Origin of the sequence: Burkholderia lata (assembly GCF_000012945.1) — a bacterium.
GTDB classification, from domain to species: Bacteria; Pseudomonadota; Gammaproteobacteria; order Burkholderiales; family Burkholderiaceae; genus Burkholderia; species Burkholderia lata.
Genome location: NC_007511.1, coordinates 2,704,257 through 2,730,683, shown reverse-complemented (window position 1 = coordinate 2,730,683; position 26,427 = coordinate 2,704,257). Strand labels below are relative to the sequence as shown.

The following is a 26,427-nucleotide window of genomic DNA, read 5'->3' as shown; positions in this document are numbered from 1 at the left end:
CGAATCAGGTAGAATCCGCGCTTCGCCGCAGGCGCCCGCCGCGCAACGCGTATCGGGGCCGCATCGAATGCATCGCAGGACGCGCACCGCGCTCCGATTCCGCATGCGCCGGCTACGGATGCCGGCCCGCTCAACGTTCGTCTCGTTTATGTCCGCAATTCCGAAATCCGACCCATCCGGTTCGTCAGCGAACCCTCCCAAGCTTCATCGCGCGCTGAAGGCGCGCCACCTGACGATGATCGCCATCGGCGGCTCGATCGGCACGGGCCTGTTCGTCGCGTCCGGCGCGTCGATCTCGCAGGCCGGCCCCGGCGGCGCGATGGTCGCGTACATGGCGATCGGCCTGATGGTCTACTTCCTGATGACGAGCCTCGGCGAAATGGCCGCGTTCATGCCGGTGTCGGGTTCGTTCGCGACCTACGGCGCGAAATACGTCGACGAAGGCTTCGGCTTCGCGCTCGGCTGGAACTACTGGTACAACTGGGCCGTGACGATCGCGGTGGAGCTGGTCGCCGCGCAGCTCGTGATGCATTACTGGTTTCCCGACGTGCCGGGCGTGTGGTGGAGCGCGGCGTTCCTCGGCGTGATGTTCCTGCTCAACGCGCTGACCGTGCGCGGCTTTGGTGAAGCCGAATACTGGTTCGCGCTGATCAAGGTCGTCACCGTGGTCGCGTTCATCGGCGTCGGCCTGCTGATGATCTTCGGCATTCTGAAGGGCGCGCCGAGCAACGGCTGGGGCAACCTGACGATCGGCGACGCACCGTTCGCGGGCGGCCTGCCGGCGCTGATGGGCGTCGCGATGATCGCCGGCTTCTCGTTCCAGGGCACCGAGCTGATCGGCGTCGCGGCCGGCGAATCGGAAAACCCGCGCACGACGATCCCGCGCGCGGTGCGCCAGGTGTTCTGGCGGATCCTGCTGTTCTACGTGTTCGCGATCTTCGTGATCGGCGTGCTGATTCCCTATACCGACCCGAACCTGCTGAAGACGGACGTGACCGACATCGGCGTGAGCCCGTTCACGCTCGTGTTCCGCCACGCGGGCCTCGCCTTTGCCGCCGGCGTGATGAACGCGGTGATCCTGACGGCCGTGCTGTCGGCCGGCAACTCGGGCATGTATGCGTCCACGCGGATGCTCTACAACCTCGCAACCGAAGGCCGTGCACCGAAGATCTTCGCGAAGCTGTCGCGCGGTGGTGTGCCGCGCAACGCGCTGTACGCGACGACGGCCGTCGGCGCGCTGTGCTTCTTCACGTCGCTGTACGGCGACAAGACCGTGTACCTGTGGCTGCTGAACACGTCGGGGATGACGGGCTTCATCGCGTGGCTCGGCATCGCGGTCAGCCACTACCGGTTCCGCAAGGGCTACGTGAAGCAGGGCTACTCGCTCGACCAGCTGCCGTACCAGTCGAAGTGGTTCCCGTTCGGCCCGCTGTTCGCGTTCGTGCTGTGTCTCGTGATCGCGCTCGGGCAGGACTATCAGGCATTCCTCGCGAACCGGATCGACTGGGCCGGCGTGGCCGCGACCTATGTCGGCATTCCGCTGTTCCTCGTCGTGTGGCTCGGCTTCCGGTTCCTGAAGAAGAGCCGCCTGGTGCGCTACGAAGACATGGAAATCGCGCCGTGGATCGCCGCGGGCCGCGGTGCGCAGCAGCAGCCGGTGGCGAACCGCGAAACCGCGGGCTGACGCGGGCGCGGCCGGTGGCCGCGCGACGTGCGATGAAACGGGAAGCCGCGCGCTTCCCGTTTTTTTTGCCCGGCTTTTGCCTGCACGGGGTCAAAGCCGGTTATATTGCCCGACCCTACCGGGCTGCGGCCCGGCCGGCGCGAGGCGCGCAGCGCGGATCGGCATCCGGCGCGCGCGACGTGCGGCGGCCGGCGAAATGCCCGGCGTTTTCATCGTTCCATCCGGGCCGATACGGCCCGCGGAGCGCGCAACCCAGAGGAATCCATGAGCGCATCACCCGCCGAGCGGAAGGCCGGACCCGTTTCCATCGTGCGACTCGAAGCCGCGATCAACGCGTGGCGCGAAGTGTACCCGCCGGCGCCGGACGGCGAGGACGGCTACGCGCTCGACGCCGGCAGCAATTGCCTCGCGGAACTGTACGGCACGATGATTTGCTACAAGTTGCCGGACGTGCCGCTCGATTCGCTGAGCGACGAGCAGCGCGACGCGCTCTACGCGACCGAAGTGTGACGGGCGGTCGTGACGCCGCCGCGCCGCGGCGTCGATGAAACTGACGGGAAGCTCGCGGGCTTCCCGTTTTGCTTTGGGCGGCGCGGGGCCGCGCACGTGGCGGTTTGCGCCGCCTGCGGTATCGTGACGACATCATCCGGCCGGGATTGAACGCCGGATCGCTGTCCGGGAGGCATCGAACATGGAGTTGAGACACCTCCGCTACTTCGTCGCGGTTGCCGAGGAGCGGAATTTCACGCGGGCGGCCGAACGGCTGCATATCGCCCAGCCGCCGCTGAGCCGGCAGATCCAGCAACTCGAGGAAGCGCTCGGCGTGCCGCTGTTCGAGCGCAATGCGCGGCCGCTGAAGCTGACCGACGCGGGCCGCTTCTTCTATTCGCACGCGGTGCAGCTGCTCGCGCAGACGACCGAGCTCGAATCGATGACGAAGCGGGTCGGCAAGATCGAGCGCAGCATGTCGGTCGGCTTCGTCGGTTCGACGCTGTACGGGATGCTGCCGAAGATCATCCGGCGCTTTCGCAGCGAGTATCCGGCCGTCGAGCTGAGCCTGCACGAGATGTCGACGATGGACCAGATCAAGGCGCTGAAGGAAGGGCGCATCGACGTCGGGTTCGGGCGCATCCGCCACGAGGATCCGAGCGTGCGGCGCGTCGTGCTGCGCGAGGAGCGGATGATCGTCGCGCTGCCGGTCGGCCATCCGCTGGACAGCGCGAAGCCCGTGCTGTCGCTGCACGATCTCGTGAACGACACGCTGATCATCTTTCCGAAGGCGCCGCGCCCGAGCTATGCGGACCAGGTGCTCGCGGCCTTTCACGATCGCGCGTTGCAGCCGCGCAAGATCTACGAGACGCGCGAACTGCAGATCGCGCTCGGTCTCGTCGCGATGGGCGAGGGCGTGTCGGTCGTGCCGCACAGCGTGTACGGGCTGAAGCGCGACGACATCAGCTACAAGCCGCTCGACGATCCGAACCTCGTGTCGCCGATCATCATGAGCATGCGGATGCTCGACGAATCGGAGGACCTCCGCGCGATGCAGGCGCTGATCTACCGGCTGTACGACGAGGCGCAGATGGAGTATCTGCCGCCGCAACCCGAATGAACGCGTGGGCAGTGGGGGCTTGCTTGACGCTGCGCGCGGGCGCGGGCCACCATCGCGTGATCCGATAAGGCCGCCGAGTGGCGGCCGCTTTCATGCAGACGACACACACATGACCGATATCCTGATCGAGGAGACAACTGTCGAGACGCCGCAAGGGCGCCTCTTTGCGAAACGCTGGCGTGGTGGGGTGGCGCAACAGGCGGCGGGGGCGTCGAAGCAGCACGCATCGGAGCCGGCCGCACCTGAGTCGCTCGCACCTGCGCCGGCCGCACCGATCGTGCTGCTGCACGATTCGCTAGGCTGCGTCGACCTATGGCGCGACTTCCCCGCGCAACTCGCGAGCGCCACGCAGCGCGACGTGATCGCCTACGATCGCCTGGGCTTCGGTCGTTCCGATCGTCATCCGGGGCAACTCGGCACGACGTTCGTGCGCGACGAGGCCGATCACGCGTTCGCGGCACTGCTCGAACAACTGGGCGTCGACGCGTTCGTCGCGCTCGGCCACAGCGTCGGTGGCGGGATGGCGGTCGGGTGTGCGGCCGCGCATCCGCAGCGTTGCCGCGCGCTCGTGACGATCGCCGCGCAGGCGTTCGTCGAGGATCGCACGCTGGCCGGCATTCGCGACGCGGGGCAGCAGTTCGACGAACCGGGTCAGCTCGACCGGCTCGCGCGCTATCACGGCGACAAGGCCGAATGGGTGCTGCGCGCGTGGGTCGACACGTGGCTGTCGCCGGCGTTTCGCGACTGGAGTCTCGACGACGACTTGCCGCGCGTGCAATGCGCGACGCTCGCGATTCACGGCGAAGACGACGAATATGGATCCGACGTGCATCCGAAGCGGATCGCCGCGCGCGTCGCGGGGCCGTCGTCGTATCTGTTGCTCGGCCGGTGCGGGCACATGCCGCACCGCGAGCGAACCGACGACGTGCTGGCCGCCGTGACGACGTTCCTGCGCGACGCGCTCGCCTGAGCGCTGCTGCCACCGGCGGGCGTGCGCCCGCCGGCTATCAGAACGCGAGCTGGATCGCGAGGTCGATCGCGAGCAGCGCGATCGAGCAGCCGATACCGAGGACCACGTTCGGCAGCCGGTGCTCGAAATCGCGATGATCCTTTCGCATCGCGGCGCCGAGCAGGAAGATCGCCTCGACGACGATCTGCAGCCCGACGAACAGCAGCATCAGCAGATACTCGTAACCCATCTGCTTGAACGCGGCGAATTGCATCCCGTGATCGCGGATCCATTGGCCGACGCGCAGCAGTTCGTAAACGAACAGCAAGGCGGGAAACAGGTAGCTGATGAAATAGGTCGGCGCGGTGGCGTGCCGTAGTTCGAGGTGGAAATGCTGATGCGTGGTTGCCATCACGAATCCCTCCTTGCAACGCATGATTGCGGTCGCGACGGCAGCGCGACAACGTGCAAACGAAGGGATTACCCGAAGCGTCGTGCGCGGCCGTACGACATCAGCATACTGCTGCGCGGGAAATTTGGCATGCGATGCGTGCGTTCGTCGTAAAAATGCATCTGCGCCGTGCGACGCATCTATCGCGCCGCATTCGCCGCATTCGCCGCATTCGCCGCACTCGCCGTATTCGCCGGATGCGCTGCACCGGCTGGTTGCGTGGTGCTCGATGCATTCGGCAATAACCACTCGGGATGCTGCTCCATATCGTCGGCCAACGCGCGTAGCGCGCTTGACGTGCGTGCGAATTGCGTCAGCGTGCGGCGCACGTTCGATGTATCGGCACCTTGTTGCACGAGCATCGTCTGCGCGGCCATGAACGATTGCCGTGCGGTGCCCAGCGCGATGCGTGCATGCGGTGCGAGTTCGGTATCGAGTTGCTTGAACAGTGCATCGGTGCTCACGAGTGCCGCATTCATGTCCGTGCCGATGCGATCGAGCGGCAACCGGGAAAGCGTGCCGGCGATATCGGTCATCTGGACGCGCAGCACGTCGAGCGTGCCGGGCACGGTCGGCAACGCGATCGGCTCGCGATTCGTGTCGACCGATGCGGGCGGTGCATGCGGAAACATGTCGAGCGCGACATACGAGCGGTTCGCGATCGGGTTGCCGACGCGCAACTGGCCACGCAAACCGCGCGCGACGAGCGTGCGCAGCAGCACCTTGCCGGCTTCGCTGGCACCGTTGCCGAGTACGTCGCGGTAGCGCTGCCCGAGGCGATCGGGGTAGAGCGCCATCGTCACGCGCATCGTGACGTCGCCGCGTGCTGCGTCGTATTCGGTACCGACGGCCGTCACGTTGCCGAGTTCGATGCCGCGAAACTCCACCGGCGCACCGACCTCGAGGCCGCGCAGCGAACGATCGAAACGCATCACGACGGGCGCGGCCGGTGCGTTCGGCGTGCGCATCGCATCGATTTCGTCATCGGCCACGCGAAAGCGTGCGCCGTCTGGTGCCGCGACGCTTGATGCGCGCCCAGGCGGCGACGCGAACGCAAGGGCACCGCTGAGCAACGCGGCGATCGACGGCGTGTCGAGTGTCATGCCGCCCGCACCGAGCCGCAGGCCGAGGCCGCTTGCCTGCCACCAGCGCGCATCGACGTCGACGGTTCGGTCGAACGGCGCGGCGACGAACACGTCGATCGAGACGCCGTGCCCGTCGGCATCGAGCGCATAGCCGGTCACCTGGCCGACGCGTGCGCGCCGGTGATAGACGGGCGAACCGATCGCGACCGAGCCGAGCGATGTCGCGCGCAGCGTGTAGTGACGGCCGCCTTCTTCGGCGACCGGTGGCGCGTCGAGCCCGGTGAACGTCGTGCGCGGCTCGCGCGCATGGCCAAGCGCGGCCGCGATGTATGAACCGGACAACACCGCATCGAGACCGGAGAGGCCACCGGCCCCGATGCGCGGCCGCACGATCCAGAAGCGTGAATCCGCCACCGCCAGTGCCTGCGCGTCGGCGTTCAGTCGCACATCGATCGTCACGCCCGGTTGTCCGCGCAATGCGCGAACGCGCGTGACGCGGCCGATGTCGACATTGCGCAGCCGCAGCGTCGATCGGCCGGCTGCCAGCCCGTCGGCGCTCGCGAAGACGATCGTGATCGTCGGCCCGCGACTGCCGAGCGACGTGATGCCCCATGCGATGCAGAGCGCAGCAGCCACGAGCGGCACGATCCAGAAGCGCGCCGCTCGCGCGCGAGCCGGCACGCGTCTGCGCAACACGGGCCAACGTGTGCCGGCGGGTTTCAGTCGAATTGCGCGACGAGTGCATCGGCGCCCTTGTCGATGCCCGTCCTGGCCGCGCTGAGCGCACCGAAACTCGCACCGATGTTCATCGCATTCGGATACTGCTTCGTCACGTACGCGTTGATCAGCCGGTTCGTCGCCGCATCGCGGATCTCCACCGCGTACATGACCGAGCCCGTGAACGCGCCTTCGCGGCCGCGGATCGCCTGCACGCCGTTGTACACGTTGCCCGCGAGATCGAAGTGCGCGAATGCGCCGGCAAACGTCGTCGTCGTCACGGCGCCCGTCAGCGTCAGCTTCACGCGCAGCGTGCCGGGGCCCGGCGTGTTCGTCAGTTCGAAGCGCTTGCCGAGCTTCTTCGCGAACGTGTCGCCCATGTACGCGGCGAGCGTCGTCTTGTCCTGGTCGGTCAGGTCGCCGAACTGGTGGTCGGTGCCGTGATAGATGGCCACGGGGTCGAGGATCAGCTTGCGGTAGGAGTGCCAGTCAGCCGGCAATGCGTAGCGATAGGGCACGCGGCCGGACTTGTCCTGAGGATCGCTGCGCAGGTACGGCGACGATTCGATGCTGCTGTAGCGGGCGGGCTGGACGCCGGCGCATCCGGCGAGTGCGACGCAAAGCGCGACGTTGAGCAGGTGGCTGGACTTGAACAAGGGGTTCATCTGACGCTCCGGGTCGGGGTTCGCACCGGTGGAGCCGGGCGAAGGGTGGTGAAACAGGGCGGCATCGCCGCTTTCGGGTTTATGAAAAAAACCAACCAGACGGTTTGTTTTTGAGGCGCAATGCCCCCGTGAATCTCAGGGGCGGGAAGCCGTCGGGCAGGGGTTATCGACCGGACAGCCAGGCTGCATGCGGCGCTTGCATCACGCCGCGCGACGCGCGGTGCGGTCCGGCATCAGGCCGGGGCCGATGCGGGAGCCGATCGTAGCACCGCCATTTCCGGATGTAAACCGACCAGGCGGTTTGTTTGTGATAGACTCCGCGCACTTCCTTCATACGATCGTGCCGGTCCGGCGCGGTCGCATTGCACGACTCCATAGCGGGGACAGTTCATGGACAACCCGACGCGTTCCGAGCGAACGCGCACTGCCGCGATCCAGGCGGCGCTCGCGATCCTCGAGCGCGACGGCCCGGGCAAGCTCACGTTCGATGCGATTTCACGCGAAAGCGGTATCAGCAAGGGCGGGCTGATGCATCAGTTCCGCACGAAAGGCGATGTGCTGAACGCGCTGATGGAACATCAGCAGGACTACTACCAACGATTCCAGCGCGAGTATCTGGCCGCGCGCGATCCGGGCGAGACCCAGCCGACGCTGTCCGCGCAGATCGCGACGATGCGCGAAGTGATCGACCAGCAACCGTCGGCCGCGCTCGCGATCATGGCAGCGCTGGTCGAGGATCCCGCGCCGTTGCAGCAGGTGCGCGATATCGACGCCGAGAACGCGAAGCGCATCGCGGCCGAATCCGGCGATCCCGATCTTGCGTTGCTGCGCTGGAAGGCGGCCTGGGGGCTCGCGCTCTCGGCGATGTTCGGGCTGTGCCCGCTGTCGGCCGACGAACGGGCCCGACTGTTTGACCGATTGCTCGACGAGTCGCAATGGCCGTCGGGCGACAGCGCTGCCGCACCGGCCGCGAAATCGGCGCGGAAGAAATGAAGCGCGCATTCGTCGCATGTGGAGTGGCGGTCGTCCGCTTCGGGCGCTCGCTACTTGCGGTCGTGTTCGGGCGCTTGTGATCCAGTGAGCGCGTGACCGGCCACTGGCCACCGGCTCCCTTCAGCCTTTCGCTTCCGCGCCTTCGACGAACAGTTTCGCGACCGCCTGGAACTCCCGTTTCAGCGACAACCCCGGCACGGTCAGCCAGCGCAGCATCGCCGCGAGATACAGGTGATGGAACCACGTCGCGAGCTGGTCGGCCCGCAGCGTGCCGTTCAGTTCGCCGGATTGCTGCCCGGCTGCGATCAGTTGCTGCCACACGAGCGCGATATCGCTGCCGCTCTCTCCACTACTTTCCGACTCCACCGCGCCGATGCTCAGGAAGCGATGGCGCAAATACGCGAGCAGGTACGCGGGATGCTGCTCGCACCACGCGGCCGACGCATCGAGCACGCAGCCGATGCGCGACGCGAAGGTCTTGCGTCGCGCGACGTCGCGCTGCAAATGCGCGAGATCGCGCGCGAGTTCGCCTTCGAGCCAGTGCGCGAGCACGGCTTCCTTCGTTGCAAAGTGGTTGTACAGCGTGCGCTTCGCGACATCGGCCTGCGCGGCGATCTGTTCCATCGTGACGGCTTCGTAGCCGTGCGCGTCGAACAGGCGTGCGCCGGTGGCGGCGAGATGCGCGAGCATCTGGATGCGCTTGCGCGCGCGGCGGCCCGGATCGTCGGTGGGAGTCGTCATGTCGGGGGATTGACTGAAAGTGCACGAGTTGCATTAGTATACGACGTGCACTTTTCTGAATCCACCCATTGCCGCCGTGCACGAGGAGTCACGCATGAAGCTCGTCATCGCCACCTACGGCACCGAAGGCGACACGCGCCCGCTCGCGGCGCTTGGCCGTGCGCTGATCGATGCCGGCCACGATGTCCGGCTGCTGGCCGATGCGGCGACGCTCGGGTCGGCCGCTGCGCTCGGCGTGCCGTCGGCGCCGTTGTCCGGCGATATCCGTCGTGCGATTGTGCCGGATGGCGCATTGGCGGATGCAGTGCGCGGGCGCGGTGGTTTCAACGACACGTCGAAGGCGCTCGCGGCGATCGCCAATGCAAACACGGCTGCGTGGATGCGCGAAATCTCGGATGCGTCGGAAGGCTGCGACGCGATCCTCGTGTCGGGGCTCGCATCGTTCGTCGGCTTGTCGGTCGCCGAGTATCGTGGCGTGCCGGCGATCGGCACCGGCATGATTCCGATCACGCCCACCACGGAATTCGCGTCGCCGTTCCTGCCGCCGGGGAGGTTGCCGCGCTGGCTGAACCGCGCAAGCCACCGGTTGGTGAACGCGCTGTTGTGGCAGGCGTTCAAGAAGGCGACGAATGCGGCGCGAGCGAGCGTGTGCGGGTTGCCGCCGCGCAAGCATGTGTGGACCGATCATCCGATGCTGTACGGCGTGTCGCCGGCGCTGCTGTCCGGCCCTGGCGACTGGCCGTCGAATGTGCTGGCATGCGGCCAGTGGCGGATCGATGCGCATGCTTGGGAACCGTCGCCTGAACTTTCGGATTTTCTCGACGCGGGCGATCGGCCCGTGTACATCGGTTTCGGCAGCATGGCCGGCTTCGATCGCGCTGCGATGGTCGATGCGCTGACGCACGCGCTCGCAGGCCGGCGAGCGTTGTTCTACCCGGGCTGGAGTGGTATAGACGCATCGATGCTGCCGGCAAACGTGCACGCGATCGGCGATACGCCGCATGACTGGCTGTTCCCGCGCGTATCGATGGCGATTCATCACGGCGGATCGGGCACCACGCATTCGGCTGCGCGGGCCGGTATTCCTTCGGTCGTCGTGCCGTTTGCCGGAGATCAGTTCTTCTGGGCGAACCGGCTGCAACGGCTCGGCGTGGCGGATGCGCCGGTGGCGGGGCGGCGTGTGGACGCTGCCGCGCTGGCGCGGGCCATCGCGTTTGCCGAACGGGACGAAGCGAAAGCGCGCGCGATCGAACTCGGCGCGCGCATCGCGCAGGAGGACGGGTTGAAGCGGGCCGTCAGTGCGATCGAGCGATGGGGGCGTGCCGCAGCGCGGTGAGCCCGCCCATCGACATCAGAAATGCCCGGTGAACCGGTAACGGCTGCCCGGGTGCCACAGATTGGCGACCGACGCGACTATCCCCTGCGACCACGTGCGCCGATGCAGCAGCAGGCACGGCTCGCGGTCGTCCATCGTCAGGTGGCGGCGCGTTTCGGTATCGGGCATCGCGGCCTCGATCCGGTATTCGACGCGCTGCAGCGGCGCGACGCGCGTCAGGTACTGGTTCGGCGTCGTCGTCGTGAAGTCCTGCAACGCATACTCGGGCGCGCAGGCCGGATTGACCCAGCGTTCCTCGAGCTGCACCGGCGTGTCGTTCTCGAAGTGCAGCACGCGCGAATGGAAGATCGGGCTGCCCGTGTCGATTCGCAGTTCGTCGGCGAGCTTCGCATCGGCGACGGCTGCGCCCACCTGCAGCACCTGCGCGCGATAGTCGTGGCCGCGCGCGGCGACTTCGTCCGAGATGCTGCGGATCGCGACGAGCGTCGATTCGTACTTCGGCGATGCGACGTACGTGCCTGAGCCGCGCGTGCGCGTGAGCACCTGCTCGGCGGTCAGCTCGCGCAGCGCGCGGTTGACGGTCATCCGCGCGACGTTGAATTCGCGCGCGAGCTCATTCTCCGACGGCACCTGGTCGCCTTCCGCCCATTCGCCGGCATGAATGCGCGCGAGGATGAAGTCCTTGATTTCCTGATAGATCGGTGTGGTCATGGGATCACGATTCCAGAGTCGGCAGCGGCCCGCCGCCGAATGCCGATCCGGCGCGCGCCCGGCGCCGAGTGTACCGGTTTCGCGGACGCGCGGGCCCGGATTTCCCGAATGATCCCTGTTCGGCCGGCGCGCGTCCATGCGGGATTGCACAGAGCGGCCGGCTTTCGATGGCCGGCGCGCGGTCAGAACCGATGCCGGATGCCGACCGTCCCGACCACCTGCGTGTTGGTCGACGAAGCCGCGAGCCCCGTGACGTTCGCGAACCCGAGCGTCGCGCCCGACGGCACGCCGAACTGGTGCTGGTAGACGGTTTCCGCGTACACGTCGGTGCGCTTGCTCAGCGCGTAGTCGGCCATCAGCGTTACCTGGTGCCATTTCGGCCGATGGCTGCCGGTTGCGTCGTCGTAGCGGCCGTTGGTGAACGTATAGGCGCCCGCGAACGAGACGGCCGGCGTCAGCGCATAGCGCGCGTTGACCTCGAAGTTGTCGAAGCGCAGCGCGTTCAGCGCGCCGGGCAGCGACGACGCAGCCGTTTCATCGAACATCGAATGCGTCCACAGCGCGCCGACCGTCAGCCGGTCGAATGCGTAGCTGCCGCCCGCGCCCATCACGCGCTGGCGCACGGCCGGGAAATTCGGCCCGTCGTTGGTCGACAGCGCACCGCCGGCCGTCAGCCCGCCGCGGTTGAGCTGCAGGTACGCGGCGCCGAGGCTCACCGGCCCGTTCGCATACGACACGCCCGCGCTGTACGCGCGATTGTTCGCGAAGCCGCCGGCCGCGTTGCTGAACCCGTACAGGCCGCCGAACTGCCAGCCGGCGAGCGTCGGGCTCGTGTATTTCACCGCGTTGTTGATGTAGAACGAATCGTCGAGGTTGTCGTTGTCGAACGGATGCGAGGCGAGGTTGTTGCCGTCGCCGTTGTTCGCCATCGCGAGCGGGCCGAGGTAGTCGACCACGGCGTCGTACTGGCGGCCGAGCGTCAGTGCGCCGTACTGGTCGCTCTGCAGGCCGACGTACGCGCGGCGGCCGAACATCGTGTTCTTGTAGGACTGCGTGCCGTTGTTCAGGTTGAAGCCGTTTTCGAGGCGGAACAGCGCATGCAGGCCGCCGCCGAGATCCTCGTTGCCGCTCAGGCCGAAGACCGTATTCGACAGCAGGCCGCTGCCTTGTTGCCACGCGCTTTTACCGGACTGGTTGTTCGTATAGACGATACCCGCATCGAGCATCCCGTAGAGCGTGACGCTGCTTTGCGCGTGCGCGGCGGCGCTGAGGAATGCGAGGGAGAGGGTACCGGCGACTGCTTTTTTCATTGTGAGTGCTTCCTGGAAGGGCCCGTAGCGACGGGAACGACGATCCGGCGCGCGCACCGGTGGCGAACGGGCGCGGCTCGTGACGAGCCGCACGCGTTCGCGTCGGCAACGCGCGTTCGAATCGATGAAAGGGGAGCGGGCGCGTGATCCGTGTCACGCGCGGCCGCAACGGGCGCCGGCTAGTGTTGCAGCAGGCGGATCGTGCCGAATTCGGCGGCGGGCAGCAGGCGAAGGATCGACAGGATCGCCGGCGACGCCTGCGACCGTGCGACTTCAAGCTCGATGCACGCGCGCCCGGTGCGGTTGTCGATCGCGGCCGTGTAGAAATTGAGCGCGGTGCCGACCGCCTGGTGCAGCAGGCGCCGCACGACGGCGAGGTTGTCCGATTCGACGCGGATCGACAGCAGCACGAGCTCGTCGGCCGGGTACCGGCGCCGCGAACGAACGGGCGGCAGAGCGCGTGAAGCGGCGGATTCGATTCTGGTCGGTTTCATGCTGGCACCCCGGGTCGCATCGTGCTCCGCACCGCGGAGATCTCGTCTTGGACATGCCGCCCATTCTAGGAATCGAGGTGACGATACGGTGTATAGACTCGAACCGGCCCTGAAAATAACCTGTAAAAACGCCATCGCCACCAGCTTTCGTCTTTACAGCTTTTTTATTCCTTGTAAAGAAATTGAACACCGCTTTGATACGCGGATTTCTACACTGTCGCATCCCATTCGCCAGATGAGCATGGGGGCGTCACACGGGCTTGCGCCGATACGGCAAGGCCCGATACGCCGACGATCGCGCGGCGTTGCCGCGCATACGAAAAAAGGGGAAAGCCATGTTGTGGATCACCGGCGCGTTGTCGCTCGCGCTCTTTATCTATCTGTTTCATGCCCTGATCAAACCCGAGCGGTATTGATCGGCGCGATTCAACAGGAATTCGAAAATATCGGTGAATGTCATGAGCGATCTGCTTTTCATTTTGTTCACGCTCGCGTTCTTTGTCTTGACGGCGGGTTTCATCACCGGCCTTGACCGGATCTGAGCGAGCGTCGACATGTTCAACAATCTCATTCAATTCGCGATCGTTCTCGCGATCATGCTGGCGCTGGTGCCCGTCGTCGGGAAATGGCTCGCGCACGCCTTTACGAGCCCGCGCCACGCGTGGGTCGAACGCCGTACCTATGTGCTGCTCGGCGTGAACCCCGACGAAGCGATGTCGTGGCAGCGCTACGGGATGGTGCTGCTGCTCAGCAATGCCGGGATGATGCTGGTCGGCTACCTGCTGCTGCGCATCCAGGACGCACTGCCGTTCGACGCATTGCAGCGCGCGTCGCAAAGCCCCGACCTCGCCTTCAACACGGCCGCGTCGTTCATCACGAACACGAACTGGCAGGCGTACGCAGGCGAGAGCAGCCTGTCGAACTTCTCGCAGATGGCCGTCATCACGTTCCTGATGGTGGTTAGCGCGGCGACCGGCGTTGCGGCCGCGGGCGGCTTCATCCGCGGGCTGAGCCGCAAGAGCGCGACGGACATCGGCAACTACTGGGTCGACTTCACGCGCGTGACCTATCGCGTGCTGCTGCCGCTCAGCTTCGTGATGGCGCTCGTGTACGTGTGGCAGGGCATGCCGCAGACGCTCGCCGCCGATGCGTGGGCAACCACGCTCGAAGGCGCGCGCCAGCAGATCGTGACGGGGCCGGTGGCCAGCCTCGAATCGATCAAGCACATCGGCACCAACGGCGGCGGCTTCTTCAGCATGAACGCAGCGCACCCGTTCGAGAACCCGACGCCGCTCACCAACACGCTGCACATGCTGTCGATGCTGCTGATTCCGTCCGCGCTGACCTATGCGCTCGGCACGATGATCGGCCGGCGCCGCCAGGGCTGGGTGATTCTCGGTGCGTTCGTCGTGATGTTCGTCGGCTTCCTGGCCGTGATCTATTCGGCCGAGCAGCATGGCAATCCGCTCGTGGCCGGGCTGGGCGTCGACCAGCAGATGAGCGCCACGCAGCCGGGCGGCAACATGGAAGGCAAGGAGATGCGCTTCGGCATCGCGCAGACGAGCCTGTTCGCCACCGTCACGACGGCCGCGACCACCGGGTCGGTCGACGCGATGCATGACTCGCTGACGCCGCTCGGCGGGCTCGTGCCGATCGCGCAGATGATGCTGAACAACGTGTTCGGCGGCGACGGCGTCGGGCTGATCAACCTGTTCACGTTCGCGATACTCACGGTGTTCCTGGTCGGGATGATGATCGGGCGCACGCCGGAGTTCCTCGGCAAGAAGATCGAGGCACGCGAGATGAAGCTCGTGATGCTCGCGGTGCTCGCGCATCCGTTCAGCATCCTCGGTTTCACCGCGGTGGCAGCGATGCTGCACTCGACGCTGGACAGCCTCGCGAACCTCGGCCCGCACGGCTTCAGCGAAGTGCTGTATGCGTACACGTCGGGCACGGCCAACAACGGCTCCGCGTTCGCGGGCCTGAACGCGAACACGCCGTTCTTCAACACGACGATCGGCTTCGCGATGCTGATCGGCCGCTACCTGACGCTGCTGCCGATGCTCGCGGTCGCGGGCAGCCTCGCCGCGAAGAAGAGCGTGCCGGAAAGCGCGGGCACGCTGTCCACGTCGACGGGCCTGTTCGCCGGCCTGCTGGTCTTCGTGATCCTGGTCGTCGGTGGCCTCACATTCCTGCCGGCGCTCGCGCTCGGCCCGGTCGTCGAGCACCTGATGATGTCGGGCGGCCAACTGTTCTGAGGAAAACATCATGATGCAAGGCAATCGCCAGGCAGCGGCCGCCGCCGCGCCGGCACCCGGTTCTTCGTTCGGCGCGGCGACGCGCGGCCTTGTACGGCCCGTGATCGCTTCGTCGGTGCTGTTCATGCTCGTCACGGGTGTCGCGTATCCGCTGCTCACCACGGGCGTCGCGAACGTGCTGTTCCCGTCGCAGGCGCGCGGCAGTCTCGTGCAGCAGAACGGCGCGACGGTCGGCTCGGCGGTGATCGGGCAGAACTTCACGCGCGCCGGTTACTTCCACGGGCGGCCGAGCGCGACGGTCGGCACCGATCCGGCGGATCCGTCGAAGACGGTCGACCAGCCGTACAACGCGGCCGGCAGCGGCGCCAGCAACCAGGGCGCCACCAGCAAGAAGCTGCTCGCCAATATCGCGCAGCGGGTGCGCGCCTATCGGCAGGAGAACGCGCTCGCCGCCGGCACGCCGGTGCCGGCGGATGCGGTGACCGCGTCGGCGTCGGGGCTCGATCCCGAGATCTCGGTCGCAAACGCCCGGCTGCAGGCGGCACGCGTCGCACAGGCACGCGGCGTCGATGCCGCACAGGTCGCGGCGCTCGTCGACCGCATCGCGTTGCCGCGCCAGCTCGGTGTGCTCGGCGAACCGCGCGTGCGCGTGCTCGACCTGAACCTGGCGCTGGACCGCGCATTCGGCCACGCGGCCGGCGCGAAGCAATAGCAGGAACCACGGAGTCACTCATGTCCCATATCGAAACCCCGATCAATCCAGCGGCGATGCCGGTCGGCGGCGTGCCGTCGATGCGCTGGACGGCCGTGCTGCGCGAGGCATTCCGCAAGCTCGCGCCGCGCGTCCAGTTGAAGAATCCTGTGATGTTCGTCGTGTATCTCGGCAGCATCGTCACGACCGTGCTGTGGCTGCAGGCGCTGACCGGCACGGGCGACGCGCCGGCCGGCTTCATCTTCGCGGTCGCGTGCTGGTTGTGGTTCACCGTGCTGTTCGCGAACGCGGCCGAGGCGCTGGCCGAAGGGCGCGGCAAGGCGCAGGCCGACGCGCTGCGTGCGGCGCGCAAGCGTGTGTACGCGAAGGTGCTCGACGAGCCGAAGCAATTCGGCAGCACCAGCCATCGCGTGCCGAGCGACGAGCTCGCCGCCGGCAGCATCGTGCTCGTCGAGGCCGGCGACACGATTCCGGCCGATGGCGAAGTGATCGACGGCGTTGCGTCGGTCGACGAATCGGCGATCACGGGTGAATCCGCGCCGGTGATCCGCGAGTCGGGCGGCGATTTCTCGTCGGTGACGGGCGGTACGCGCGTGCTGTCCGACTGGATCATCGTGAAGATCACCGCGCAACCGGGCGAGGCATTTCTCGACCGGATGATCGCGATGGTCGAAGGCGCGAAGCGCGGCAAGACGCCAAACGAAGTCGCGCTGACGATCCTGCTCGTCGCACTGACCATCATCTTCCTGCTCGTGTGCGTGACGCTGCTGCCGTTCTCGCAGTTCAGCGTGCTGCTGAACGCGTCGGGCACGGCGGTGAGCCTGACCGTGCTGATCGCGCTGCTCGTCTGCCTGATCCCGACGACGATCGGTGCGCTGCTGTCGGCGATCGGCATCGCGGGGATGAGCCGCATGATGCGTGCGAACGTGCTTGCGACGTCGGGCCGCGCGATCGAGGCGGCCGGCGACGTCGACGTGCTGCTGCTCGACAAGACCGGCACGATCACGCTCGGTAACCGCGAGGCCGTGCAGTTCCGGCCGGCGCCGGGCGTGGACGAGCGTGCGCTGGCCGAGGCCGCGCAACTGTCGTCGCTCGCTGACGAGACACCCGAGGGGCGCTCGATCGTCGCGCTCGCGAAGCAGCGCTTCTCGCTGAACGTGGCCGCGACCGCCGGCAGTGTCACCGTGCCGTTCAGCGCGCGTACGCGGATGAGCGGCCTCGACATCGGCGAGCGTCAGGTGCGCAAAGGCGCGGCGTCGGCGATCCGCGCGCACGTCGATGCGCTCGGCGGCGTGTTTCCTCAAGCGGTCGAGACGGCTGTCAACGATATCGCGCGACGCGGCGGCACGCCGCTCGTCGTCGCCGACGGCTCGCGCGTGCTCGGCGCGATCGAGCTGAAGGACATCGTCAAGCACGGGATCGCCGCGCGCTTCGCCGAGCTGCGCAAGGTCGGCGTGAAGACCGTGATGATCACCGGCGACAACCGGCTCACCGCGGCCGCGATCGCGGCGGAAGCCGGCGTCGACGACTACCTCGCCGAAGCGACGCCCGAGGACAAGCTGCGGCTGATCCGCGAGCACCAGGCGAAGGGCCATCTCGTCGCGATGACGGGCGACGGCACCAACGACGCGCCCGCGCTTGCGCAGGCCGACGTGGCCGTCGCGATGCACAGCGGCACGCAGGCGGCGAAGGAGGCGGCCAACATGGTCGACCTCGACAGCAACCCGACGAAGCTGATGCAGGTGGTCGAGGTCGGCAAGCAGATGATCATGACGCGCGGCGCGCTGACCACGTTCAGCGTGGCCAACGATCTCGCGAAGTATTTCGCGATCATCCCGGCCGCGTTCGTCGCGACGTATCCGGCGCTCGGCGCGCTGAACGTGATGGGGCTGCACAGCCCGACGTCGGCGATCCTGTCGGCGGTGATCTTCAATGCGCTGATCATCGTCGCGTTGATCCCGCTCGCGCTGAAGGGCGTGAAGTATCGCGCGGAGCCGGCCGAGAAGCTGCTGGGGCGCAACCTGCTGATCTATGGCGTGGGCGGGATCATCGCGCCGTTCATCGGCATCAAGCTGATCGACATGCTGTTGACGCCGTTTATCTGACCGAACGCGCCGTCGCGGCCCCGCTCACGCCTTCGCGGCGTGCGCGGGGCCGTTCGGCGTTTCAATTGCCGGAAGCGATCATGGATGTGAATGTGAACGTGAGCGAAGCGAATCGACGGGCAACGGGGCAGCGGGATACCGCCGCCCGCCGCAGCGAGGCCGGCGTGCGCCGCGACCGCTGGCGCGGCGTGCTGCGCGCGTGCGCGACGCTGGCCGACCGCATCGCAGGTGCCGGGCCCGACAAGCAGCCGACGCTTGCCGTACGCGAAGCGCACCCGCGTACGCACGTGTGGGTGTCGGAATATGCGGTGCCGCTACTGCTCGCCACGCTGGTATGCGCGCTGGCGACGCTTGCGGCGAGCGCGCTGCTGCGCGTGTTCGACCTGTCGAACGTCGTGATGCTGTTCCTGATGACCGTCGTGCTGATCGCGCTGCGGCTCGGCCGGCTCGCCGGCGCGTGGGCCGCGTTCGTGTGCGTCGGTTGCTTCGACTTCTTCTTCGTCGAGCCGAGGCTGTCGTTCGCGGTGTCCGATACGCAGTACGTGTTCACGTTCGCGCTGATGCTGGCCGTCGCGCTGGCGATCGGCCAGCTCGCGGCGCGCTTGCGCGCGGAGGCACGCGCCGCGCGCGCGAACGAGAAACGCTCGGCGGCGCTCGCGCGCGTCGCGCATGACCTGTCGGCCGCGATCGAGACCGAGCAGATCGCGTCGATCTGCACCGGCACGATCGCGGCGCTGCTCGGCGTGCGCGTCGCGCTCGTGCTGCCCGATGCGGATGACCATCTGATGCCGGCGCAGCACGCACGTTTCGTCGAAGCACCGATCGCGCGCTGGGTCTACGAGAATGCGCGCGGCGCCGGGTGCGGGCTGCCGCCGTTCGAGCGCGCGGCCGCGCAGTACCTGCCGCTGAAGGCGCCGATGCGCGTACGCGGTGTGCTCGTGCTGTTCGGCGACGCGCAGCCGGTCCCCACGGACCCCGACGATCGCCGCCTGATCGACGCATTGTGCTCGTCGATTGCGATGGCGCTCGAACGTGTGCACTACGTCGGCGTCGCGCAGCACACGCTGGTCCGCATCGAAGGCGAGCGGATGCGCAATGCGCTGCTCGCTGCGGTGTCGCACGACCTGAAGACGCCGCTGACCGCGATCCGCGGGCTCGCCGAGACGCTGGAGCGGCCCGAGCGGCTGGCCGACGGTCAGCCGGCCGCGCTCGCACACGGCATCCGCAACCAGGCCGAAGCGCTGCACGGGCTCGTCGTGAACCTGCTCGATCTCGCGCGCATGCAGAGCGAGGGCGTGAGGCTGAATCGCGAGTGGCACATGCTCGACGAGATCGTCGGCAGCGCGCTCGCGCATTCGGCCGGCGTGCTGGCCGGCCGCGACGTGAGCGCCGACTTGCCGGCCGACCTGCCGCTGATCGATGTCGACGCGCTGCTGATCGAGCGCGTGCTGATGAACCTGCTCGACAACGCGTCGAAGTACGCGGGTACGGACGCGGCCGTGGCGGTGCGTGCCCGCGTGTTCGGCGAAACGCTTTACGTGTTCGTCGAGGACGACGGCCCCGGCTTCATTGCGCGCAATACCGAGCCGCTGTTCGAGCCGTTCGAGCGCGAACGCAAGGAGTCGTCGATCAGCGGCGTCGGGCTCGGGCTCGCGCTGTGCCGCAGCATCGTCAACGCGCACGGCGGCTCGATCCGCGCGGTGCCGCTCGATCCGCACGGCGCGCGGTTCGAGATTCGCCTGCCACTGGGCGCGCCGCCCGATATCGAACACGAGAGCCGGACATGATCAGATCGCGCGTACTTATCGTCGAGGACGAATCGGACATCCGCCGATTCGTGCGGATGGCGCTGGAACAGGAGGGGCTCGACACCTGCGAGGCGTCGACGGCCCGCGAGGCGCGGATGTATGCGTCGAGCAGCAAGCCCGATCTCGTGATCGTCGATCTCGGGCTGCCGGACGACGACGGCAAGACCTTCATCCGCGAGCTGCGCGAGTGGTCGACGGTGCCGGTGATCGTGCTGTCGGCGCGGCAGCAGGAGGTGGAGAAGGTCGCGGCGCTCGATGCGGGCGCGGACGATTACCTGCCGAAGCCGTTCGGCGTGCCCGAACTGCTCGCGCGGGCACGCGCGCAGTTGCGGCGCGCGGCGTTCGTGTCGGCCGACGGGCAATCGTCGTCGATCGTGCGGTTCGGCGACGTGACGGTCGATCTCGGCAAGCACGAAGTCGCCCGCGGCGGCGATCCGGTCCATCTGACGCGCCTCGAATTCCGGCTGCTCGCCGCGCTGATTCGCGCGCGCGGCGGTGTGATCGCCGCGCGGCAATTGCTGGCCGAGGTCTGGGGCATCCACGACGCGGACCGCGCGCACTACGTGCGCGTGTACATGACGAACCTGCGGCAGAAGCTCGAACCGGTGCCGGCACGCCCGCGGCACCTGCTGACCGAGTTGCAGTTCGGCTACCGTCTGGTCGGTCTGGAAACGGTCGGCATGGCGGACGGGCAGCGCGGTGCGGCATTGCCAGGTCTAGACAAGTGAAAGCTCGCGCCGGGTGGCGCGCGTACGGGTGGAGAAAGCTGTTGTTTAGCTTGTCGTAATTCGTAATTAATTGAAAATTAAGGAAAAATGCCATTAGTGAAACAATCCGCCGACAACTAGTGATAAACACGGATTGCTGGCTAACCTGCGGAAAAGGCAAAGTTGTATGTACAACTTGGAGTGTCGCCGGAAAGGGCGATTTCCGGGTTGGAAGGGTTCACGGCGGGGCGCCGTGCCGGCCACACCGGTGCGGATCGCCCGACGGGACCCCTGCCCAGTTCGCCTCTGACAGGAACGCCATGAAGAAACTCGCGCTCAGTATTGCCCTTGCCTGCATCGCGGTCGGTGCCCACGCCAAGGATTGGTCGACGATCCGGTTCGGCGTCGACGCCAGCTATCCGCCGTTCGAATCGAAGGACGCAAGCGGCAAGGTCGTCGGCTTCGACGTCGATCTCGGCAACGAGATCTGCGCGCGCCTGAAGGCGAAATGCGTGTGGATCGAGAACGACTTCGACGGGATGATCCCCGCGCTGAAGGCGAAGAAGTTCGACGGCGTGCTGTCGTCGATGTCGATGACGCCGGCGCGTGCCGAGCAGATCGCGTTCTCCGACAAGCTGTTCAACACGCCGACGCGCCTCGTCACGAAGAAGGGCGCGAACCTGCAGCCGACCGCCGAATCGCTGAAGGGCAAGTCGGTCGGCGTCGAGCAGGGCACCATCCAGGAAACCTACGCGAAAGCCTACTGGGCGCCGAAGGGCGTGCAGGTCGTGCCTTACCAGAACCAGGACGGCGTGTACCAGGACCTGATGTCGGGCCGCCTCGACGCGGCGCTGCAGGACGCGGTGCAGGCCGACATCGGGTTCCTGAAGACGCCGCGCGGCGCGAACTTCGAATTCGCCGGCAAGGACATCGACGATCCGAAGACGCTCGGCAACGGCGCCGGCATCGGGCTGCGCAAGGACGACGCCGACCTGAAGGCGAAGATCGACCACGCGATTGCCGACATCATCAAGGACGGCACGTACAAGAAGCTCGAGAAGAAGTACTTCGCGTTCGACGTCTACGGCGGCTGACCGTCCATGCGGCGCGCATCGGTTGCGGGGCGCGCCGCGTCGGTCGTGGGTGCAACCCGCGTCGCGTGATGCGTCCGACTTGATGAGCAGGCTGCATCAGGTAGTGCGCAGATATCGTTTGATGCGGGGTTAATGGCTGTCGAAAATCCAGCCACATCGTTCTGGATCCCTCATATGATCTTCCAAGGATTTGGCCCGCTGTTGTGGGCCGGCACGGTGGAAACCGTGAAGCTCGCGGTGCTGTCGCTCGCTGCGTCGCTCGTGCTGGGCCTCATCGGCGCAAGCGCGAAACTGTCGACGAACCGCATGCTCAAGTCGATCGGCACCTTCTACACGACGCTGATCCGCGCGGTGCCGGACCTCGTGCTGATGCTGCTGCTGTTTTACGGGATCCAGATCCTGCTGAACAACGTCACCGACATGCTCGGCTGGGACCAGATCGACATCGATCCGTTCGTGGCCGGCGTCATCACGCTCGGCTTCATCTACGGCGCGTACTTCACCGAGACGTTCCGCGGTGCGTTCCTCGCGGTGCCGCGCGGCCAGCTCGAAGCGGGCTTCGCGTACGGGATGAGCGGCTGGCGCGTGTTCCGCCGCATCCTGTTCCCGCAGATGATGCGCTTCGCGCTGCCCGGCATCGGCAACAACTGGCAGGTGCTCGTGAAAGCCACCGCGCTCGTGTCGATCATCGGCCTCGCCGATGTCGTGAAAGCGTCGCAGGACGCGGGCAAGAGCACGCTCGATTTCTTCTTCTTCACGCTGGCTGCAGGCGCGATCTACCTCGCGATCACGACGGTCTCCAACGTCGTGCTGCATCACCTCGAGAAGCGTTATTCCGTCGGCGTCCGGAGGCTCGCACTGTGATCGAACTCGTCAGCCAGTACTGGCAAAGCTATCTCTACACCGACGGCTACCGCTTCAGCGGCCTCGCGATCACGCTGTGGTTGCTGGTGGTGTCGATCGCACTGGGCTTCGCGCTCGCCGTGCCGCTCGCGATCGCGCGCGCGTCGTCGAACCGCTGGATCTCCGGCCCGGTGTGGCTCTATACGTACGTGTTCCGCGGCACGCCGCTCTACGTGCAGCTGCTGATGTGCTACACGGGCATCTACAGCCTGCAGGTCGTGCACAACCACGTGCTGCTCGACACGTTCTTCCGCAACGCGATGAACTGCACGCTGCTCGCGTTCGTGCTGAACGAATGCGCGTATGCGACCGAGATCTTCGCGGGTGCGATCAAGGCGACGTCGGCCGGCGAGATCGAGGCCGGCATGGCGTACGGGATGTCGCGCTTCAAGCTCTATACGCGGATCATCCTGCCTTCCGCGTTGCGCCGCTCGCTGCCGAGCTACAGCAACGAAGTGATCCTGATGCTGCACGCGACGACGCTCGCGTTCACCGCGACCGTGCCCGACATCCTGAAGGTCACGCGCGACGTCAATTCGGCGACGTACATGTCGTTCCAGGCCTACGGCATTGCAGCCGTGCTGTACGCCGTCGTCGTGTTCACGCTCATCTGGGCGTTCCGCAAGCTCGAGACGCGCTGGCTCGCGTACCTCTCGCCGCGCGGCCATTAATGCATTCGCAGATTCGCAAGGAAGGACCCAGCATGTACAAGCTTACCGTTGACAACCTGCACAAGAAGTTCGGCGACAACGAGGTGTTGAAGGGCGTGTCGATGAAGGCGAAGGCCGGCGACGTGATCAGCATCATCGGCTCGAGCGGCTCCGGCAAGAGCACGTTCCTGCGCTGCATCAACTTCCTCGAGCAGCCGTGCTCCGGGCAGATCACGATCGGCAGCGAGCCGATCCAGACCACCCGCGACCGCAACGGCTCGCTGCGCGTGGCCGATCAGAAGCAGCTGCAGCGGATGCGCACGAAGCTGTCGATGGTGTTCCAGCACTTCAACCTGTGGGCCCACATGACGGTGCTCGAGAACATCATCGAAGCGCCGATGGCCGTGCTCGGGGTCAGCAAGGACGAAGCGATCGCGCGGGCGCGCAAGTACCTGGAGAAAGTCGGCCTCGCGCCGCGTGTCGAGGGCATGTATCCGTCGCACCTGTCGGGCGGCCAGCAACAGCGCGTGGCGATTGCACGCGCGCTCGCGATGGAGCCGGAAGTGATGCTGTTCGACGAGCCGACGTCGGCGCTCGATCCGGAACTCGTCGGCGAAGTGCTGAAGGTGATGCAGAAGCTCGCGGAGGAGGGCCGCACGATGGTCGTCGTCACGCACGAGATGGGCTTCGCGCGCAACGTGTCGAACCACGTGATCTTCCTGCATCAGGGGAAGATCGAGGAAGAAGGGAATCCGCAGGAGATTCTCGTGAATCCGAAGAGCGAACGGCTCGGGCAGTTCCTGTCGGGGCGGTTGAAGTAAGGTCGCGCGTGAGCATTGCCTTAGCGCCCGTGACGCCGCAAGGGCGCCACGGGCGTTGATGCGAACGACGCCTACTGTTGCGCAAGCGCGTCCGTCAAAGGCCGCTGCGCGACCCGCACCAGATTGTCGCGGCCCGCGCTCGGGCTCGACCATTGCAGATGCATGCTGGCGGGCCCGCTCGCATGCACGTACTCGACGCGGATCGGCACGTTGCGCTTCTGCGCCAGGTGAATGCGGCCCTTCGCGGTCGCGAGCCCCGGCTGTTCCTTGTCGATCACCTTGCGGCCGTCGATCCACACGCGCGCGACGTTGTCGCTCGTCACGCTGAACGTGTAGTTGTCGGCCTTCGGAATGTCGAGCGCGCCGGTCCAGCGGATCGCATAGTTCGTCGCATTCATCCCCTTAGACGCATCCGGCGAATCGGTGCCGCGCTCGGTGTTCAGGTCGAAATCGACCAGTGGCGTGATCGACGAGAACACCGGTGTCGTGAACGTCGTGTCGTTGTAGTACGTCGCGTTCAGCACGCGCAGCCTCGAGCTGAATGCGCTCGCGAGCGCCTGCACCTCGGCCGTGCTCCACGGATGGCCGTCGGGGTAGAGCGTGCCCTGGAACGGCGTCGCCGGTTCGACGGTCGCGGGCGCGGACGCCGTCTGCCCCCAGTGGAAGCGCGTATTCGTGCGGCCGATCATCAGTTCCCACACGAGGAAGCCCGTCTTGCCGCCGTAAGTGGACGCGATGCCGGCCATCGTCTGTCCCGCCTGGCCGCCCGGCCAGCCGCGCTGCAATGTTTCCGAATTCAGGCTGTCGAGCAGGCTCGGCGGCAGCGAGTAGTCGGGCGTCGTCGCATTCTTCGCGTACGGATGGAATGCGTGGAAATCGGAGAAGTAGTCACCCTCCGGTTCCTGCACGTTCGGCGAATTGATCGGCTGCGTTGCGCCCGCATTGAGGATCGCGATGCGCGCGTCGTTCATCATCAGCGCGCGCGTCGGCTGCAGCGCGCCGTTGCCGCTGCAGCCCGGCTCGTTCATCGGTTCCCAGTACAGGATGCGCGGATCGTTGCGGTGCGCGGACACGAAGTCGGCGATGTAGTGCTGCAGATCCTGCTTGAACGTTGTCGATGCGCCGGCCGCGATCGGCTGCAGATACTGCTGCTCGACCGACTGCCCGGGCGACTGCACCCAGCGGCTGTTGTGCACGCCGAAGATCGGCGCGGCCTGCGGGCCGTACGCGGGATCGACGTGCCAGCAATCGTCGTAGAAGATCGGCGCGACCTTCAACCCGTGGCGCGCGGCAATGCCGAGCAGGCTGTCGAACTTCGCGAGGAATGCGTCGCGATCGTTGACCCAGTTCAGGTAGTGCAGGTACACGGTGATCGTGTTCATCCCGTACGTCTGCGCGTAGTCGAGCTCGCGGTCGACGGTGGCCGGATCGTAGTTTTCCCAGAAGTCGATCGCGTTGACCGCATTCCACGGGTTGTACACGGCGCCGACCACGCGCGAGAAGTCGTACGTTTTCGGTGCGACATCCGGATAGCGGCTGACCGTCACGTTGCTGAAGGCGACGCTCGCGCCGAAGCGGCGCAGCCCGAACGCACCCGCGCGCAGCGCGGTCGTCAGGCCGCTCGTCGCGTCGTTGACGCTTATCACCTGCGTGCCGTCCACGTACACGTCGATCGCGTTGTTGCGCGTGACGACCTTCAGGTGATGCGTGCTGCCCGCGACGACCGCGGGCGCCGGGTAGTCGATGAAGTCGGTCCAGTTGTCCTGTTCGCGGCCGACCTGTACCACGTGGCGCACCGCATCGAGCCCGATGTAGTAGCCCGTCAGCGCGTCGGTGCCGACCGTCGGGTTCGTCACGTGCACGATGAAGCCGGCGTTCGCGGTGGTCGCGCCCGGTGCCGGTGCGCCGATCGTGACGTCCGCTTCATACGATGCGTGGCCGTAAGCCGGATGCTGCGCGTTCGTGACGAGCTTCGCGCCGTCCGTGCTCGTGCCGCTGATCTGGATCGTGTTGCCGCCGCCGCTCGTCCAGGCCGGGCCGTAGGTATCGAAGTCGGCGAGCGTCAGCGTTTGCGTGTCGATTGCGACGGGCGGAGCCGGCGGCGCATACGGCGGCACCCCGCGCGACGACACGCGCAACGCGGGCGTCGGCCCCGGCAGGCCGAGCGTGACGAGCTGGTTCGGGAAACGCGACGGGCCGCCGTAGCCCGTATTCATGAAATCGCTGGAGGCGGCGGCAGTGGTGGCGGCGCTGTCGCTCGACGCGGCGTCGACGGACGCGCGTGCGGCGAGCGCCGAGGCCGATGGCGCGGACGAATCATCGCCGCCGCACGAGGCGAGCACGACGAGGATAGCCAGTGCGGCGGGCTTGAGACGAGACGTGATAGTCATTCTGGACTCCGGATCAATGAGGAGAAGCGGACGACTGGTGACTCGATGCGGATGAAACGGTGTCCGGACAGGAAGCGTCACGGGACGGTAGGCGTGTGAGGTGCGGACGGGCGGAGCGGGCAGCGCGGCGGGTTCGCGCGCATTCGCTTCCGGTCACCGTCTCGTCGTGCTGCTGTGTCGTGGCGCGGGGTTGTGCCCGACGCCGACGCAAGTATAGAAATGCTTTTAAATTAT

At 66.6% G+C, this 26,427-nt stretch carries 24 protein-coding genes; 15 read left to right on the top strand and 9 right to left on the bottom strand.

Annotation, left to right across the window (positions count from 1 at the left end):
• The first annotated feature begins 148 nt into the window (after nucleotides 1–148).
• From BCEP18194_RS34715 to BCEP18194_RS34700, 4 genes are all read left to right on the top strand, one after another.
• Nucleotides 149–1,684, top strand: a complete 1,536-nt coding sequence (locus BCEP18194_RS34715; protein WP_011355989.1) for an amino acid permease — start codon at nucleotides 149–151, stop codon at nucleotides 1,682–1,684.
• 264 nt (nucleotides 1,685–1,948) lie between these two features.
• On the top strand, nucleotides 1,949–2,194 hold the full coding sequence (locus BCEP18194_RS34710) for a DUF3717 domain-containing protein (protein ID WP_011355988.1): 246 nt from the start codon (nucleotides 1,949–1,951) through the stop codon (nucleotides 2,192–2,194).
• Between the two features lie 181 nt (nucleotides 2,195–2,375).
• The gene (locus tag BCEP18194_RS34705) at nucleotides 2,376–3,293 is read left to right on the top strand and encodes a LysR family transcriptional regulator (protein WP_011355987.1); all 918 of its coding nucleotides are present in this window, start codon (nucleotides 2,376–2,378) and stop codon (nucleotides 3,291–3,293) included.
• Nucleotides 3,294–3,402: 109 nt separating this feature from the next.
• Nucleotides 3,403–4,263: an alpha/beta fold hydrolase gene (locus tag BCEP18194_RS34700; RefSeq protein ID WP_011355986.1), complete on the top strand. Its 861-nt coding sequence runs from the start codon at nucleotides 3,403–3,405 to the stop codon at nucleotides 4,261–4,263.
• Nucleotides 4,264–4,300: 37 nt separating this feature from the next.
• Here BCEP18194_RS34700 and BCEP18194_RS34695 read toward each other — a convergent pair whose 3' ends face one another.
• From BCEP18194_RS34695 to BCEP18194_RS34685, 3 genes are all read right to left on the bottom strand, one after another.
• On the bottom strand, nucleotides 4,301–4,654 hold the full coding sequence (locus tag BCEP18194_RS34695; protein ID WP_011355985.1) for a hypothetical protein: 354 nt from the start codon (nucleotides 4,652–4,654) through the stop codon (nucleotides 4,301–4,303).
• A 179-nt stretch (nucleotides 4,655–4,833) separates the two neighbouring features.
• Nucleotides 4,834–6,474, bottom strand: coding sequence for an intermembrane transport protein PqiB (locus BCEP18194_RS34690; RefSeq protein WP_244273007.1), 1,641 nt, complete (start codon nucleotides 6,472–6,474; stop codon nucleotides 4,834–4,836).
• Nucleotides 6,475–6,497: 23 nt separating this feature from the next.
• Complete coding sequence (locus BCEP18194_RS34685) at nucleotides 6,498–7,160, bottom strand: DUF3313 domain-containing protein (RefSeq protein ID WP_011355983.1); 663 nt, start codon at nucleotides 7,158–7,160, stop codon at nucleotides 6,498–6,500.
• A gap of 390 nt (nucleotides 7,161–7,550) precedes the next feature.
• Between BCEP18194_RS34685 and BCEP18194_RS34680 the strand changes: the two genes are divergently transcribed.
• Nucleotides 7,551–8,153 carry a TetR family transcriptional regulator gene (locus BCEP18194_RS34680; protein ID WP_011355982.1) on the top strand — a complete coding sequence of 201 codons (603 nt, stop codon included), beginning with the start codon at nucleotides 7,551–7,553 and terminating at the stop codon, nucleotides 8,151–8,153.
• A 120-nt stretch (nucleotides 8,154–8,273) separates the two neighbouring features.
• On the opposite strand, the gene BCEP18194_RS34675 is transcribed toward BCEP18194_RS34680, so the two are convergent.
• Complete coding sequence (locus BCEP18194_RS34675) at nucleotides 8,274–8,894, bottom strand: TetR/AcrR family transcriptional regulator (protein ID WP_011355981.1); 621 nt, start codon at nucleotides 8,892–8,894, stop codon at nucleotides 8,274–8,276.
• Between the two features lie 94 nt (nucleotides 8,895–8,988).
• Here BCEP18194_RS34675 and BCEP18194_RS34670 point away from each other — a divergent pair, with 94 nt between their 5' ends.
• Nucleotides 8,989–10,230 carry a glycosyltransferase gene (locus BCEP18194_RS34670; protein WP_011355980.1) on the top strand — a complete coding sequence of 414 codons (1,242 nt, stop codon included), beginning with the start codon at nucleotides 8,989–8,991 and terminating at the stop codon, nucleotides 10,228–10,230.
• A 15-nt stretch (nucleotides 10,231–10,245) separates the two neighbouring features.
• On the opposite strand, the gene hutC is transcribed toward BCEP18194_RS34670, so the two are convergent.
• The 4 genes from hutC to BCEP18194_RS42200 all read right to left on the bottom strand — a co-directional run bounded on the left by hutC (nucleotide 10,246) and on the right by BCEP18194_RS42200 (nucleotide 13,320).
• Complete coding sequence (hutC, locus tag BCEP18194_RS34665) at nucleotides 10,246–10,941, bottom strand: histidine utilization repressor (RefSeq protein ID WP_011355979.1); 696 nt, start codon at nucleotides 10,939–10,941, stop codon at nucleotides 10,246–10,248.
• Between the two features lie 182 nt (nucleotides 10,942–11,123).
• Nucleotides 11,124–12,251 (bottom strand): porin, encoded by a 1,128-nt coding sequence (locus BCEP18194_RS34660; protein WP_011355978.1) that lies wholly within the window; start codon nucleotides 12,249–12,251, stop codon nucleotides 11,124–11,126.
• A gap of 179 nt (nucleotides 12,252–12,430) precedes the next feature.
• Complete coding sequence (locus tag BCEP18194_RS34655; protein WP_011355977.1) at nucleotides 12,431–12,745, bottom strand: hypothetical protein; 315 nt, start codon at nucleotides 12,743–12,745, stop codon at nucleotides 12,431–12,433.
• A gap of 209 nt (nucleotides 12,746–12,954) precedes the next feature.
• On the bottom strand, nucleotides 12,955–13,320 hold the full coding sequence (locus BCEP18194_RS42200; RefSeq protein WP_244273005.1) for a hypothetical protein: 366 nt from the start codon (nucleotides 13,318–13,320) through the stop codon (nucleotides 12,955–12,957).
• Between BCEP18194_RS42200 and kdpA the strand changes: the two genes are divergently transcribed.
• The 9 genes from kdpA (at nucleotide 13,300) to BCEP18194_RS34610 (ending at nucleotide 23,803) form a co-directional block, all read left to right on the top strand.
• Nucleotides 13,300–15,003: a potassium-transporting ATPase subunit KdpA gene (gene kdpA / locus BCEP18194_RS34650; RefSeq protein ID WP_011355976.1), complete on the top strand. Its 1,704-nt coding sequence runs from the start codon at nucleotides 13,300–13,302 to the stop codon at nucleotides 15,001–15,003. The two genes, BCEP18194_RS42200 and kdpA, sit on opposite strands and share 21 nt — an antisense overlap.
• A 10-nt stretch (nucleotides 15,004–15,013) precedes the next feature.
• The gene (gene kdpC, locus BCEP18194_RS34645; protein ID WP_011355975.1) at nucleotides 15,014–15,715 is read left to right on the top strand and encodes a potassium-transporting ATPase subunit KdpC; all 702 of its coding nucleotides are present in this window, start codon (nucleotides 15,014–15,016) and stop codon (nucleotides 15,713–15,715) included.
• Between the two features lie 56 nt (nucleotides 15,716–15,771).
• A complete protein-coding gene (gene kdpB, locus BCEP18194_RS34640; RefSeq protein ID WP_041493368.1) occupies nucleotides 15,772–17,820 on the top strand; it encodes a potassium-transporting ATPase subunit KdpB in 2,049 nt (682 codons plus the stop codon).
• A gap of 80 nt (nucleotides 17,821–17,900) precedes the next feature.
• The gene (locus BCEP18194_RS34635; RefSeq protein WP_011355973.1) at nucleotides 17,901–19,607 is read left to right on the top strand and encodes a DUF4118 domain-containing protein; all 1,707 of its coding nucleotides are present in this window, start codon (nucleotides 17,901–17,903) and stop codon (nucleotides 19,605–19,607) included.
• Nucleotides 19,604–20,356 carry a response regulator gene (locus tag BCEP18194_RS34630; RefSeq protein WP_011355972.1) on the top strand — a complete coding sequence of 251 codons (753 nt, stop codon included), beginning with the start codon at nucleotides 19,604–19,606 and terminating at the stop codon, nucleotides 20,354–20,356. Before BCEP18194_RS34635 ends, BCEP18194_RS34630 begins: the two co-directional genes overlap by 4 nt.
• 299 nt (nucleotides 20,357–20,655) lie before the next feature.
• A complete protein-coding gene (locus BCEP18194_RS34625; RefSeq protein ID WP_011355971.1) occupies nucleotides 20,656–21,429 on the top strand; it encodes an ABC transporter substrate-binding protein in 774 nt (257 codons plus the stop codon).
• Between the two features lie 174 nt (nucleotides 21,430–21,603).
• A complete protein-coding gene (locus tag BCEP18194_RS34620) occupies nucleotides 21,604–22,293 on the top strand; it encodes an ABC transporter permease (RefSeq protein WP_041493367.1) in 690 nt (229 codons plus the stop codon).
• Nucleotides 22,290–23,003 (top strand): ABC transporter permease, encoded by a 714-nt coding sequence (locus BCEP18194_RS34615; protein ID WP_011355969.1) that lies wholly within the window; start codon nucleotides 22,290–22,292, stop codon nucleotides 23,001–23,003. The genes BCEP18194_RS34620 and BCEP18194_RS34615 overlap by 4 nt, the downstream gene beginning before the upstream one ends.
• Nucleotides 23,004–23,035: 32 nt before the next feature.
• On the top strand, nucleotides 23,036–23,803 hold the full coding sequence (locus tag BCEP18194_RS34610; protein ID WP_041493635.1) for an ABC transporter ATP-binding protein: 768 nt from the start codon (nucleotides 23,036–23,038) through the stop codon (nucleotides 23,801–23,803).
• 71 nt (nucleotides 23,804–23,874) lie between these two features.
• Here the strand turns inward: BCEP18194_RS34610 and BCEP18194_RS34605 are convergent, their stop codons facing one another.
• Complete coding sequence (locus BCEP18194_RS34605; protein WP_011355967.1) at nucleotides 23,875–26,193, bottom strand: PA14 domain-containing protein; 2,319 nt, start codon at nucleotides 26,191–26,193, stop codon at nucleotides 23,875–23,877.
• Nucleotides 26,194–26,427 lie beyond the last annotated feature (234 nt).